The 12,940-nt window shown below is 65.9% G+C and carries 17 protein-coding genes; 8 read left to right on the forward strand and 9 right to left on the reverse strand.

All coding sequences use genetic code 11. The annotated features are described in order from the left end of the window. Positions 1 to 41: 41 nt before the first annotated feature. The 6 genes from ACP16H_RS15655 to ACP16H_RS15680 all read left to right on the forward strand — a co-directional run bounded on the left by ACP16H_RS15655 (position 42) and on the right by ACP16H_RS15680 (position 6,306). Positions 42 to 1,775 carry a type I secretion system permease/ATPase gene (locus ACP16H_RS15655; protein ID WP_425073181.1) on the forward strand — a complete coding sequence of 578 codons (1,734 nt, stop codon included), beginning with the start codon at positions 42 to 44 and terminating at the stop codon, positions 1,773 to 1,775. 191 nt (positions 1,776 to 1,966) lie between these two features. Continuing rightward, complete coding sequence (locus tag ACP16H_RS15660; protein ID WP_425073279.1) at positions 1,967 to 3,235, forward strand: HlyD family type I secretion periplasmic adaptor subunit; 1,269 nt, start codon at positions 1,967 to 1,969, stop codon at positions 3,233 to 3,235. 315 nt (positions 3,236 to 3,550) lie between these two features. Continuing rightward, the gene (locus ACP16H_RS15665) at positions 3,551 to 4,015 is read left to right on the forward strand and encodes a RidA family protein (protein WP_425073182.1); all 465 of its coding nucleotides are present in this window, start codon (positions 3,551 to 3,553) and stop codon (positions 4,013 to 4,015) included. Further along, a complete protein-coding gene (locus tag ACP16H_RS15670) occupies positions 4,012 to 4,764 on the forward strand; it encodes a glycerophosphodiester phosphodiesterase family protein (RefSeq protein ID WP_425073183.1) in 753 nt (250 codons plus the stop codon). The genes ACP16H_RS15665 and ACP16H_RS15670 overlap by 4 nt, the downstream gene beginning before the upstream one ends. A 31-nt stretch (positions 4,765 to 4,795) precedes the next feature. Further along, on the forward strand, positions 4,796 to 5,992 hold the full coding sequence (locus tag ACP16H_RS15675; RefSeq protein WP_425073280.1) for a GNAT family N-acetyltransferase: 1,197 nt from the start codon (positions 4,796 to 4,798) through the stop codon (positions 5,990 to 5,992). Next, entirely contained in the window at positions 5,989 to 6,306 is a 318-nt protein-coding gene (locus ACP16H_RS15680; RefSeq protein ID WP_425073184.1) for a 4a-hydroxytetrahydrobiopterin dehydratase, read from the forward strand. Before ACP16H_RS15675 ends, ACP16H_RS15680 begins: the two co-directional genes overlap by 4 nt. On the opposite strand, the gene mobB is transcribed toward ACP16H_RS15680, so the two are convergent. From mobB to ACP16H_RS15710, 6 genes are all read right to left on the reverse strand, one after another. After that, on the reverse strand, positions 6,303 to 6,797 hold the full coding sequence (mobB, locus tag ACP16H_RS15685) for a molybdopterin-guanine dinucleotide biosynthesis protein B (RefSeq protein ID WP_425073185.1): 495 nt from the start codon (positions 6,795 to 6,797) through the stop codon (positions 6,303 to 6,305). The two genes, ACP16H_RS15680 and mobB, sit on opposite strands and share 4 nt — an antisense overlap. Beyond that, positions 6,794 to 7,414, reverse strand: a complete 621-nt coding sequence (mobA, locus tag ACP16H_RS15690) for a molybdenum cofactor guanylyltransferase MobA (RefSeq protein ID WP_425073186.1) — start codon at positions 7,412 to 7,414, stop codon at positions 6,794 to 6,796. Before mobA ends, mobB begins: the two co-directional genes overlap by 4 nt. Before the next feature lie 68 nt (positions 7,415 to 7,482). Beyond that, a complete protein-coding gene (locus ACP16H_RS15695) occupies positions 7,483 to 8,037 on the reverse strand; it encodes a hypothetical protein (protein ID WP_425073187.1) in 555 nt (184 codons plus the stop codon). After that, positions 8,034 to 8,558 (reverse strand): hypothetical protein, encoded by a 525-nt coding sequence (locus ACP16H_RS15700; protein ID WP_425073188.1) that lies wholly within the window; start codon positions 8,556 to 8,558, stop codon positions 8,034 to 8,036. The genes ACP16H_RS15695 and ACP16H_RS15700 overlap by 4 nt, the downstream gene beginning before the upstream one ends. A 76-nt stretch (positions 8,559 to 8,634) precedes the next feature. After that, positions 8,635 to 9,171: a hypothetical protein gene (locus tag ACP16H_RS15705; RefSeq protein WP_425073189.1), complete on the reverse strand. Its 537-nt coding sequence runs from the start codon at positions 9,169 to 9,171 to the stop codon at positions 8,635 to 8,637. Beyond that, positions 9,161 to 10,036, reverse strand: a complete 876-nt coding sequence (locus ACP16H_RS15710; protein WP_425073190.1) for a formate dehydrogenase accessory sulfurtransferase FdhD — start codon at positions 10,034 to 10,036, stop codon at positions 9,161 to 9,163. The genes ACP16H_RS15705 and ACP16H_RS15710 overlap by 11 nt, the downstream gene beginning before the upstream one ends. A gap of 49 nt (positions 10,037 to 10,085) precedes the next feature. On the opposite strand from ACP16H_RS15710, the gene ACP16H_RS15715 reads away from it, so the two are divergent. After that, positions 10,086 to 10,799 carry an AzlC family ABC transporter permease gene (locus tag ACP16H_RS15715; RefSeq protein WP_425073191.1) on the forward strand — a complete coding sequence of 238 codons (714 nt, stop codon included), beginning with the start codon at positions 10,086 to 10,088 and terminating at the stop codon, positions 10,797 to 10,799. After that, entirely contained in the window at positions 10,796 to 11,125 is a 330-nt protein-coding gene (locus tag ACP16H_RS15720; protein WP_425073192.1) for an AzlD domain-containing protein, read from the forward strand. The genes ACP16H_RS15715 and ACP16H_RS15720 overlap by 4 nt, the downstream gene beginning before the upstream one ends. 131 nt (positions 11,126 to 11,256) lie before the next feature. Here ACP16H_RS15720 and ACP16H_RS15725 read toward each other — a convergent pair whose 3' ends face one another. The 3 genes from ACP16H_RS15725 to ACP16H_RS15735 all read right to left on the reverse strand — a co-directional run bounded on the left by ACP16H_RS15725 (position 11,257) and on the right by ACP16H_RS15735 (position 12,804). Then, positions 11,257 to 11,922, reverse strand: coding sequence for a hypothetical protein (locus tag ACP16H_RS15725; protein ID WP_425073193.1), 666 nt, complete (start codon positions 11,920 to 11,922; stop codon positions 11,257 to 11,259). Positions 11,923 to 12,086: 164 nt separating this feature from the next. After that, positions 12,087 to 12,221 (reverse strand): aa3-type cytochrome c oxidase subunit IV, encoded by a 135-nt coding sequence (locus ACP16H_RS15730; RefSeq protein WP_425073194.1) that lies wholly within the window; start codon positions 12,219 to 12,221, stop codon positions 12,087 to 12,089. A 127-nt stretch (positions 12,222 to 12,348) separates the two neighbouring features. Then, positions 12,349 to 12,804, reverse strand: a complete 456-nt coding sequence (locus ACP16H_RS15735; RefSeq protein WP_425073195.1) for a DUF6173 family protein — start codon at positions 12,802 to 12,804, stop codon at positions 12,349 to 12,351. Positions 12,805 to 12,940: the final 136 nt, after the last annotated feature.

The raw sequence follows: 12,940 nt of genomic DNA on the forward strand, positions 1-12,940 counted from the left end.
GCGGCAGAAGGCCGCCGGAATTTGAGGGGCACCACGGGCTCATGAGCACCCAGAAGAAGGACACCGGGCTGGAGGAGCTGCGCGCGGCGCGGCGGCAATCCAGACCCTACTATTGGTTCGTCGGGATTTTCAGCGCACTGGTCAACCTGCTGATGCTGACCGGGCCGCTGTACATGTTGCAGGTCTATGATCGGGTGCTCGGCTCGCGGTCGGAGGCGACGCTGATCGCGCTCTCGGCGGTGGTGCTGTTCCTTTACGGCATGATGGGCGTGCTGGACTACGTGCGTGGCCGGATCATGGGGCGCGTGGCGGCGCGGTTCCAGGCGGCGCTGGACCTGCGGGTGTTCGACGCGGTGCTGCGGCGGTCCGCCGTGCAGCCGGACGAGCTGGCACAAACCGGGTTGCGCGATCTCGAATCGGTGCAGCGGCTGATGTCCTCGCCGGTGCTGCTGGCGGCCTTTGACGTGCCCTGGGCGCCGGTTTTCCTCTTTGGCCTGTTCATCTTTCACCCGTGGATGGGGTCTCTGGCCGTTGTCGGTGGTCTGGTGCTGATCGTCATCACGGTCGCCAACCAGCTGATCTCGCGCAATCCGACGCTGAAATCCAACATGTCGGTCATGCAGGCGGAACGCACGTCGGAACAGATCCGCCAAGAGGCGGAAATGGTGCAGGCGCTGGGGATGCGGCGCGACGCGTTCACCCGCTGGATCGGGGCGCGCGGTCAGGCTCTGTCTGGGCAGATTGCGACGGCGGACATCACCGGGACCTTTTCGACACTGACCAAGACCCTGCGGATGATCCTGCAATCTGCCATGTTGGGCCTTGGTGCCTACCTGGTGTTGCAGGGGGAACTGAGCCCCGGTGCGATGATCGCAGGCTCGATCCTGATGGGGCGTGCGCTGGCGCCGATCGAAATGGCGATTGGCCAGTGGCCGCTGGTGACGCGGGCGCGCAAGGGCTGGCAGAACCTCGCACAACTGCTGACGGAGGTGCCCGCCGAGGCACCGCGCACTGCCCTGCCCCGCCCTGCGGCAAAGCTGGACGTGCAGCAGTTGACGGTGATCCCGCCCGGCGAACAGCAGGCAGCCTTGCGGCTGGTCAGCTTCAACGTCGCCCCCGGCGAGGCGATTGGCGTGATCGGGCCGTCCGGGTCGGGGAAATCGACGCTGGCGCGGGCGCTGACGGGCATCTGGCGGCCCGCGGGCGGCAAGATCAGGCTGGATGGCGCGGCGCTGGACCAATACGGCCCGGACGTGCTGGGCAGCCACATCGGCTACCTGCCGCAGCGGGTGACCCTGTTCGACGGCACCATTGCCGAGAACATCGCCCGCCTCTCGCCCCAGCCCGACGCGGCCAAGGTGGTCGAGGCCGCGAAGAAGGCCGACGCGCATGAGATGATCCTCAAGCTTCCCAACGGCTACGACAGCCGCGTAACCGCCGTGGGCGGTCGCCTGTCCGGTGGGCAGATGCAGCGGATCGGCCTGGCGCGCGCCATGTATGGCGACCCGGTGCTGCTGGTGCTGGACGAGCCGAACTCGAACCTCGACAACGAGGGCTCCGAGGCGGTGAACCGCGCCATCGCGGGCTTCAAGGCCGAGGGGAAATCGGTGCTCATCATGGCGCACCGCCCGGCGGCGATCAAGGAATGCGACAAGCTCCTGATGCTCGAAGGCGGGCAGCGCGTGGCCTTTGGCGCCAAGGAAGAAGTGCTGCAACAGATGGTGAAGAACCATCAGCAGATCCAGAAGGCGGCCACGCCCGGAGGTGTGAGATGAGCGACCAACCCATCGGCAAGATAGAACCGGTGAAGGTGCCTGCGGATCAGGCAAAGCCCGGTGACAGCGGCGCGACGCAGCCCCCTGCTGCGGCCAAACCTGCCCCAGCATCGGCCCCGGCCAAACCCGCCGCTAAGGTCGCGCCGTCGGGCGAGGGCGTCGGCCACGCGACATTCCCGACGCGGGTGCCCATGATACTGGGCATCCTCGCCTTCCTGCTGCTTGTGGTGGGCTTTGGCGGCTGGGCCGCGACGACGAATATCTCGGGCGCCATCGTCGCCTCAGGTCAGATCGAGGTCGATCAGAACCGCCAGATCGTCCAGCACCCCGACGGCGGCGTGGTGGCCGAGATCCTCGTGGACGAGGGCGACGAGGTGGCGGCGGGCGACGTGCTGCTGAAACTGGACCCGACCCTGCTGAAGTCCGAGCTGACCATCACCGAGGGGCAGCTTTACGAACTCATGGCGCGGCGGGCCCGTCTGGTGGCGGAACGTGACGGCGCCGAGGAGATCGTCTTTGACGAAGAACTGATCCAGGCAGCGGATCGCGACACCGAGGTCGCCGAACTGGTGGAGGGCCAGCGCAACCTGTTCTTTGCCCGCGCGGAATCGCTGGACAAGGAAGTGGCGCAGTTGCGCAAGCGCACCGAACAGATCGCCGATCAGGTGCAGGGGATCGAGGCGCAGCAGGAGGCGCTGCAAAAGCAGCTGGCTTTGATCGCAGACGAACTGGTGGACAAGCGCAAGGCGCTGGAGGGCGGCCATGTGCGCAAGCCCGAGGTTCTGGCCATCGAACGCGAAGAAGCCCGGCTGACCGGTTCGGTGGGCGAACTGATCGCGAGCAAGGCGCAGGCCGAGGGCCGCATCACCGAGACGGAGATCCAGATCCTCTCGCTGGAAACGCGCCGCCGCGAGGAAGCGATTTCCACCCTGCGCGACCTGCAATTCCGGGAACGCGAACTGGCTGAACAGCGCCGCGCCTTGCACGAACGCCTCTCCCGCATGGAGATCACGGCGCCGGTGTCGGGCGTGGTCTACGGGCTGACGGTGTTCACGCCGCGCTCGGTCATTCGCCCGGCGGACCCGGTGCTGTACCTCGTGCCGCAGGACCGCCCGCTGGTGATCGCCGCGCAGGTGGAACCGATCCACATCGACCAGCTGTTCGTATCGCAGGACGTGTCCTTGCGGTTCTCCTCGCTGGACCAGCGCCAGACGCCGGAACTGTTCGGCACCGTGCAGCAGATCTCGGCCGATGCCTTCACCGACGAGGCTTCGCGCGTGCGCTACTACCGGGCCGAGATCGTGCTGAAGGACGGCGAGATCGCGAAGCTGCCCGAGGGCGCGGTCCTGATCCCCGGCATGCCGGTCGAAGCCTTCATCCGCACAAAGGACCGCACGCCGCTGGGCTACCTCGTGAAACCCTTCATGGACTACTTCTCGAAGGCGTTCCGGGAGGGGTGAGGATTGGTCCGTGCACAGCACGGCGAACCATCCGGGGGATGGTTCGAAATCCGAACGCGCGCAGCGCCGGGATGACTCGATACCGGGTGCAGCACTTCAGCGGCGCTGACACCCCGAGTGTTTCACCACATCTCTACGCCGTGGGTCGGGGTTAACCCCGACCTACACCGGATCACGCGTGCGCTTCTTCGGCGTCTGCCTGTGCGGCGCTGCCGAATGCCTCCGGCGGTAGGTATTTTTCCAAGGAGAAGCCGGAAGGGGTTTCGCTTTGTCGAAGGCCGCTCTAGCGTCCGGCGCAAACGAATGGAGGACACCATGTCGCAAGATGTCATCACCCGCCTGACCTCGCTGGGCCTGAGCCTGCCTTCTGCCGCTGCCCCGGCGGCCAACTACGTGCCTTACGTGCTGAGCGGCAACATGCTGTACGTGTCCGGGCAGATCAGCCAGCGCGATGGTGCGTTGGTCAAGGGCAAGCTCGGCGCCGACATGGCGCTGGAGGACGGTGTTGCAGCAGCCGCGAACTGCGCGCTGGCGCTGCTGGCGCAGGTCAATGCGGCCACGGGCGGCGATTGGAGCAAGCTGAAGCGCGTGGTGAAGCTGACGGGCTTCGTCAATTCCACCGCCGAGTTCACCGACCAGCCCAAGGTGATCAACGGTGCCTCTGACCTGCTGGTCGAGGTGCTGGGCGACCAGGGGCGGCACGCGCGCTCGGCCGTGTCGGCGGCGTCCTTGCCGCTGGGCGTCGCGGTCGAGATCGAAGGCATCTTCGAGCTGGCATGATGCTGCCCGCGGCCTTTCTGACGCGCCCGATTGCCCATCGGGCGCTGCATGACCGCGCGGCGGGGCGGCCGGAGAATTCCCGCGCCGCCTTTCGCGCCGCTATCGACGCAGGGTACGGGATCGAGTTCGATTTGCAGTTGTCTTCGGACGGGCAGGCGATGGTGTTCCATGACTACGACCTGAAGCGGCTGACCGGGGTGGCAGGCGCGGTGCGGCAGCGCACGGCAGCGGAGCTGGCCGCGACCCGGTTGCTGGATGCCGGGGACGGCATTCCGACGCTGGCCGAGATGCTGGAGATGGTGGCGGGCCGCGTGCCGCTGCTGATCGAGGTGAAGGACCAAGACGGGGCCATGGGGCCGGATGTCGGCCCTCTGGAGCAGGCCACCGCAGAGGCCCTGCGCGACTATACCGGCGACGTGGCGCTGATGTCGTTCAACCCCTATTCGGTGAAGGCCTTGGCGCGGTTGTGCCCCGATCGGCCCGTGGGCCTGACCAGTTGTGCCGGGTCGGTCGAGGACTACCCGACCCTGTCCAAGGCGCGGCGCGAGGAGCTGGCGCGGCTGCCGGTGGCGGACGAAATCGACCTCGCCTTCATCAGCCACGACCATCATGACCTGTCCAACCCGCGCGTGGCCGAACTGAAGGCGCGCGGGGTGCCGATCCTGTGCTGGACCATCCGCTCGCCCGCCGAAGAGGCGGCGGCGCGGGAAATTGCAGACAATGTGACGTTCGAGGGATACGCCGCTTGATCGCCGCCCGGGAGGGACCAGATTGGGTGACATGAACGACGAGAGCCATTCCCGCGACGTGACCGTCAATGTGATCCCCTCGCTGGCGCAGATCGCGCCCGAGGTCTGGGATGCCTGCGCCTGCCCCGAGGCGGTCGATGGGCGGCCGCTCGATCCCTTTACCACGCATCGGTTCCTGAGCGCGCTGGAGGACAGCGGTTCCGTCGGAACGCGCACCGGGTGGGAGCCGCAGTACCTGGTGGTCGAGGTCGAGGGCGAGACCGTCGCCGTCGCGCCGATGTATGCCAAGGGGCATTCACAGGGCGAGTATATCTTTGACCATTCATGGGCGCATGCGCTGGAGCGCGCGGGCGGGCGGTATTACCCCAAGATGCAGCTGGCCGTGCCGTTTACGCCGGCGACGGGGCGGCGGTTCCTGACCAAACCGGGGTGGGAGGTGCTGGGGCGGTCGGCCCTCGTGCAGGGCGCGATCCAGTTCGCGGCGAACCATCAGTTGTCGTCGGTCCATGTGACCTTTTGCACCGAGGACGAGGCTGAGGCCGGGGCGGAGATGGGCCTGCTGCACCGCGTGACGCAGCAGTTCCATTGGTTGAACGAAGGGTATGCCACGTTCGATGACTTCCTCTCGGCGCTGAGTTCGCGCAAGCGCAAAGCCATCCGCAAGGAGCGCGCCAAGGCGCAGGCCTTCGGCGGCGAGATTCACATGCTGACGGGCGCGCAGATCGAGGACCGGCATTGGGACGCCTTCTGGCGGTTCTATCAGGACACGGGCAGCCGCAAGTGGGGACAGCCCTATCTGACGCGGAAGTTCTTTGAAATCGCCCATGACAGGCTGCGCGACGACATCGCGCTGGTGATCTGCGAACGGGGCGGCGTGCCGGTGGCCGGGGCGCTGAACTTCATCGGGCGCGAGGTGCTGTTCGGGCGCTATTGGGGCTGCATCGAGGACCACCCCTGCTTGCATTTCGAAGCGTGTTATTATCAGGCCATCGATTACGCTATCGCCCACGGCCTCAAGCGCGTCGAGGCGGGCGCGCAGGGTGAACACAAGCTGGCGCGCGGATATCTGCCTGCGCCCACGCATTCTCTGCACTGGCTGGCGGAACCTTCGTTCCGGGACGCGGTTGAGCACTACCTCGACGCGGAACGGCGCGCCGTGGACGAAGACATTGAAATCCTGACGGCTTTCGGACCGTTCAGGAAGGACCAACGGGAGGAACAGCAATGAACGAGAAACTGTCGGACACGGGCCGCAAGACCATGCTGGAACCGTTGTTTGCCACCGGCTGGGAACCGGTCAAGGACCGCGATGCCATCCACAAGACCTACACGTTCCGCGATTTCGTCGAGGCTTTCGGCTTTATGACCAAGGTCGCCATGTACGCCGAAAAGTGGAACCATCACCCGGAGTGGTCCAACGTCTACAAGACGGTGGAGGTCACTTTGACCACGCATGACGTGGATGGGCTGTCGGCGCTGGATGCGAAGCTAGCGCGCAAGATGGACGCGCTGTGCGAGGCGCTGCGCGGGACGGAGGACTAGGCCAGCCCGACCTGCGACAGCACAAAATCCGCAATGGCGGCGGTGTCATCAAGGTCGAAGACTGGCACCGCCACGTCCACCGCACAATCGCTGGCCAAGGCGAGGATCGTCTGGTCGCCCGGCGCGATGAGCTGGTGCCCGGCCTCGGCGCGGAAGCATTCTACCTTGGGGTGCCTGGCGTTCTTGTAGCCCTCGACCAGCACCAGGTCGCAGGGACCAAGGCGCGGCAGCAGGTCGGCCAGCTCCGGCTCTGTCTCGCCGCGCAATTCGGTCATCTGGGCGACACGCTTACGCGAGGCGAGGATGACCTCGCGGGCGCCGGCCTCGCGGTGGCGATGGGAATCGCGCCCCGGGTGGTCGATATCAAAGGAATGATGCGCATGCTTGATCGTGGAGACGGTGAAGCCGCGCCCGCTGATCTCGGCCACGAGACGCTCCATCAGCCCGGTCTTGCCGGAGTTCTTCCAGCCGGTGACGCCAAAGACGTTCATATCATGCGCTCCGCCTCGGCCAGATCCTCTGGCGTGTTGACGTTGAAGAAGGCGCGTTCGTCGGGAAAGACCGCCTCGCGCCCGCCGTGTTTCTCGGTCCAGAGGACGACCTTTTTCAGCCCGCCCTCCAGCGCCGCGCGCAGGTCGTCGCGCAGCGCCACGGGCCAGAGGCCAAAGGTCGGGTGACGGATCAGCCGCCCCTTCGACGAGCGGGTTTCCGTGTCACCCTCGGTGGCGGCCAGCACCAGCGGATGCGCTTGGCCTTCGGAGGCCAGTTGCAGCACAGGCACCAGATCGCAGGGCAGGAAGGGCGTGTCGGCGGCAACGCTGACGACCGTGTCGGCCCCTTGGGCGGCGGCCCAGTCCATGCCGGCCAGCACTCCGGCCAGCGGTCCCGGAAAGCCGTCGAGCGGATCGGCCACCACGGGCAGGCCGTAGGCGTCGAACCGCCCCGCATCGCCATTGGCGTTCAGGCAGAGATCCGCGACCTGAGGCGAAATGCGCTCGATCACCCGCGACAGCAGGGTCTGGCCGCCGAGGCTCCGCAACGCCTTGTCACCCCCGCCCATGCGCGAGGCCAGCCCGCCCGCAAGGATCACGCCCACCGGTGCCTTCATGCCCATCCCTTTCGTTTCCGGGCCATGGTCTGGCCCGAAACGCACCGAATGTACAGGCGTCGCAGCAGTCAGGTCTGGCACATGATCTCGCCACCAGCGGCACGGACGCGGCGGGCCACCTCGGCACGAAAGGCGGTCGGGGTCAGTCCCTCGGGCAGGTCCTTGTCGGCGATAACCATGGTCATGCCATGTGCGCCGATGGCCGAACCGTCGCGAATCTTCAGGACATGGGTCACTAGGCCCAGGTGAAAGCGATAGGTCGCGGCCTCGTTGGATTCTTCGATGTATGTGTCGCTCAGCACGAATTGCCAGGCCGCATTGGCCCCGGCGACGGCAGCCAAACGGCGCGCGATCAATTGCCTCCCCGGCGTCGTCACGATGCTCCAGAGGATCAGCAAAACGCCAAGCATCACCAGCGCCAGTGCCGGTGCGCTCCCGAGGCCGGGAAACAGCGCGCCAAGTGTCAAGCCCACCAGAGCCACCAGACCGCCGAGGATCGGAAAGGTGAGGCTGCCGAACATGCGCCCAAGCAGCGGCACGTAGATATGCGCACCATAGGTTTTGGCACCCTGTTGCAGAATGGCCTTTGGCGTATTGACGGAAAAGGTGAGGGTGTCGGTCATGGCTTGCCTCCTGTCGTGATCTCGGAACCGGCCGCGCGCCAGTTTTCCAGATCGCGGACGAATGTTCCCACGTCCTCCAGCGCCGTGATCGGCACCACCAGACGGGACGTGCCAATGCAGACCAGAACGGCCTCTGGCGTCTGTCGTATCTCGGTGACGGCGGGCCAGCCGATCTGGCTGCTCAGCACGCCGCGACTGCTGACGATGCCCTCGGGCCCGGCGGCAAAGCTGACCTGTGGATCGGCGCTGTTGCGCTCCAGCTCATGGCCGACGTGCACCAGCTGCTGCTTCTTCCAGACCAGCAGGGTCAGCGTGGCCCCAAGCATGAACCCCACCAGCAGCGGGATCAGCCCCGCATCGCCGAAGAGCGCCTTGTTCAGTCTGTACAGCGCCAGCGGCGCAAGCACCGCCGCCGCCAGGTTGCGGGCAATGGTCACCCCGCGCCTGCGAGGCACCAGCGGCTGCGTGATCGCCCGCGCGTAGACCGCTTCGGGGATGTCAAACGTCAAATCGTAACGCATACCTGTCCTTACACTTCTACCGGGTCGGCCCGTTCCCCCGGACACATGGTCACGCGGGGCACATCATTCGGATCGGTCATTCCTCGCGCCACCACAAGACCAATTCCTTCAGCCTTTCCGGTGACATACCTTCAGGCAGGGCCACATCCGGCACGACAAAGCCAAAGCCGTTGGCCAGCAGCACCGAGGCCTCCGGGATGCGCAGGACCGAGTCGATCTGCCGGATCGTGACCTGCCGCAGGCCCTCAGAGGTCTCTTCCCGGATGTGGTGTTCGCCGATCTCCAGCCAGTATTCACCCTCCGCCGCCGCACGCTCGGCAATGCCAAGGTAGGCCGCGCGTGTGCTGCGCCGGACGACGTTCATGAACGACGCCACCCCCACGACAACACCTGCCAACATCCCGACGGTAAGCAGGATGATCGGCCGGTCATACAGGGTTCTCAGGCACAGCACGATCAGCCCGACAAGGCCGAACCACCCGGCGACCTTGACCCAGGGCCCCGGTCCGCCGTATGCGGCCTGCCCGGCCACGGCCTCGCCGATCGCCATCATCGCGTCCAGCGACATCTCCGGCGTCAGCCGATAACGCAGAACCAACGGTTCACTCTGCACTCTTCCTCCGGTGCTTGCGGTCTTCTTCCGCCACGCTGGCCGGATCGACGTCCCAATGCAACCTTTCCGCGCCGGAAAGGCAGACAAATCGCCTCCCCCGCATCCGCCCTACACAGGTCAGCCCAACCTGCCGCGCGATTTCCACACCCCAGGCGGTGAAGCCCGACCGCGAGGCCAGCACCGGGATGCCCATCAGCGCCGTCTTGATGACCATTTCCGAGGTCAGCCGCCCGGTGGTATACAGGATCTTGTCATCGCCCGAGACCCCTTCGGAGACCATCCACCCGGCGATCTTGTCCACCGCGTTGTGGCGGCCCACGTCCTCCATGTAGACCAGCGGACGGTCGCCCTGGCACAGCACCGAGCCATGGATCGCCCCGGCCTCGAGGTACAGCGACGGCGTCGTGTTGATCCGATGCGCCAGGGCGTAAAGCCACGAGGTCCGCACCTCGGTCGCGGGCAGGGTCAGCCCCTCCAGCCCCTCCATCATGTCGCCAAAGACCGTCCCCACGGCACAGCCGCTGGTGCGGGTCTTCTTCTTCAGCTTGTCCTCGTAGGTGGTCTGGCTGGCGGTGCGAACGACAACGACCTCCAGCTCCTCGTCATAATCGACGCCGGTGACCTCCTCGCCGCTGGCCAGCATCCCCTGGTTCTTCAGGAACCCCAGCGCGAGGTACTCCGGGTAATCGCCAATCGTCATGGCGGTGACGATCTCCTGGCTGTTGAGGTAGATGGTCAGGGGGCGCTCCTCGACCACGTTGATGTCGATGGCCCGACCCTCGTGATCGACGCCCTGCACCGCGCGGGTCAGACGCGGCGCGGCGGGGTCCGGTGCAATCAGGTAGTTGCTGTCGTCGGATTGCATCTGTCGCGTCCCCCCGTTAGGCATTTCCCGGTTCTCCGGAGATGCGACCATGCCCCAGCCCGATGTGATGTCAAGCTTCTGGAGAGGTTTGCGCGACGGCACCCCCTTCCTCTTCGTCGTCGGCCCCTTTGCCATGCTGTTCGGCGTCATCGCGACCGAAGCCGGGCTGAACGTCTTTGAAACGCTCAGCTTCTCCGTGGTGGTCATCGCAGGGGCGGCGCAGTTCACCGCGCTGCAACTCCTGTCGGACAATACCCCGACGGTGGTGGTGCTGATGTCGGCGCTGGCGGTGAACCTGCGCATGGCCATGTACTCGGCCTCGATCACCCCGCACCTCGGCGCGTTGCCACTGTGGAAGCGGGTCATCACCGCCTACTTTCTTGTCGACCAGACCTACGCCGCCGCGGCACTGGACTACGAGAAACACCCCAACCAGACGCTGTCGCAGAAATTCGCCTACTTCCTGGGCGTCGCCATGCCGATCTGCCCGCCGTGGTACCTGTTCACATGGGTCGGCGCCTGGCTGGGCAACCGCGTCCCCGAAAGCCTCGGGCTCGACTTCGTCCTGCCGCTGGCCTTCATTGCCATGCTGGGACCGTCACTGCGCACCGGGGCGCATCGCGCAGCCGCCCTGACCGGTTGCGTCGGCGCGTTGGTGTTTGCTTTCCTGCCCTACAACCTCGGCCTGATCGTCGGGGCCGTACTGGGCATGATGGCCGGGGCCGAATTCGAACGCCGCACCACTGTCGAGGACAAGGCATGATCGACCGCACCTCCCTCTGGATCGTCATCGTCCTTCTGGGGCTCGGGTCGTTCGGCCTGCGCTTCGTCTTCCTCGGCCTGATCGGAGACCGCGAGCTGCCGGAATGGATGCTGCGCCACCTGCGCTACACCGCCGTGGCGGTGATCCCGGCGCTGGTGGCACCGCTGGTGCTCTGGCCCGCTGCCAACGATGGCCAGACCGACCCGCTGCGCCTGACCGCCGCAGCTCTCGCCCTCGCCGTCGGCGCCACGACGAAAAACCTCTACGCCGCGCTCGGCACCGGGGCCATCACAATGCTCGCAGGCAACTGGTTCCTCGCCGCCTGAACCCATAGTCAGGACCACGTCACGCCGAAGCGCCGCGCCTCTCCTTCATCTTGAGGAAAATACCTCGATGGGGGTTCGGGGGAAGCAGAGCTTCCCCCGTGTCCGCTTTTGCGCCGCAAAAGCGTGCGCCCCTACTGACCGGTGCGCGCCTGAGTGCCCTGCTGCCAGCCTGCCTCGATGCGGGCGACCGCCGCCTGTTTGTCGTCCTCGTCATCCTCGCGCAACTCGCGCGTCGTGACGCCCGGCAATTCGCCAAAGGCCTTCATCAGCTTGTCGGGAAACAGGCTCTGCGGCAGAGGCTCGAAGCCCGGCAGGCGGCGCAGGATCGAAGAGGTCGCCGTCGTACAGGCCGCCGAGGCGACCGGCCCGTTGGCCTGCACCATGCGCAGCGCCTGCTCTGCCACTTCGGGCGAAACCAGCTTGCGCTGGATCATCACGCGGTAAGTCGACCGCGCGTGCGCGCTCTCATAGGCCTTTTCCACCGCCGGGGTGATTCCATAAAGCACATCGTCGATCTCGGGGACGGAGCCAAAGCGCACGGACCCCGCCGGATCGAAGACCACGCGCTGGGACGGCGCGTTGATCATCATCGAGGTATGCGCCCCGCCGTTCGTGCGGTTGTTGATCATCGTGTAGAGCGTGATCGAGGCCGGCTCAGTCGAGCGATAGGCTGCTGCCGCCGCCGCCTCTGGCGTGGCATTCGGCCCCGAGATCTGCCCCGCGCCGCAAGCCGCCAGTGTCAGTGCCGCGCAAAGCGCCGTGATGGCCCGCAGGCCGCGCATCATGTTCATGGTCATTCCCACCCGTCCGGTCTGCCGGTTGCCCCGCCGGTTCCGGCCTGTTCGCATTACGTCTTGTGTCGGAGAACAGCACGAGGCCCGAGTCACATTCAAGTGAGCCCGGGCCTTGAATAATTCAGCGTGACCGCTGTGCCGCTATAGGCGCGTGGCCGACAGGCGTCTTACGCGCCAAAGACCGCCAGGAAAACGACGATGGCGAGGATCACGATCACCGTCTTGATGGTGAAGTTGATGAAGCCTTCGAAGGTTTTTTCCTGCACCGTGATGTCCATGGTGCCATGCTTGTGCTCTGCCATTGTCCCGTCTCCAAATGGTACTTGCGCGTGTTGACCATGGTCCTTAGCGCATATTTTTCGCCCTGTCACCGCGCTCTTTGGGCGCAAGTGTCGCGGTGTGAAAGCGTCGTGTTTCCACCCGGCCCGCTCAGGCCTCGTCCAGTTCGCGCACCAGCCGAAAGCCGATGCGGCGTGGTTCTTCGGCCTCGTCTTCCTTGGGCATGGCGGTCAGGACCACGCTGAGCTGCGAGACATGCTGGATCAGCTGCGTCTTCATCCCTTCGAGATCCTGGCCGTAGAAGGTGATGATGTCCGGGTCGAAATAGCCCATGCCCTCGATTCGCAGCACGCCCGCTTCGCCGCCGGCGAAGCCCATGGCGACCTCCTCCTCGGAATCGAGCTGTTCCTCGAATTGCTGGATGTAGAGGATCAGCCGCTCGTAGGCCCATTGCGCCGGGGACTTTGCCTCGACCGGGGTTTTGGTCACCGACTCGGGCAGGACCTCTGGGCGCGTGGCGGGCGTGTCGGTGGTGTGCACATCGCGGCGTTTGGGCAGCGCGCTGCCCTCGTGCGCCTCGGCGGTGGTGTTGATGGTGTCGTCCATGTCGGCCCTCCCCGTTGGAGGGTATGCCCAGGACCATCAGGGGACAAGGCAGCGGTTTTTGTTGATGGCAGGTGCGGTTCGCGGGGTTTCGCCTGCGCTTGCGCCCAGGCGACCGGCCCGCCCGTTCCGGGCGCGC

The organism is Sagittula sp. S175 (genome assembly GCF_049800975.1).
Classification (GTDB): Bacteria; Pseudomonadota; Alphaproteobacteria; order Rhodobacterales; family Rhodobacteraceae; genus Sagittula.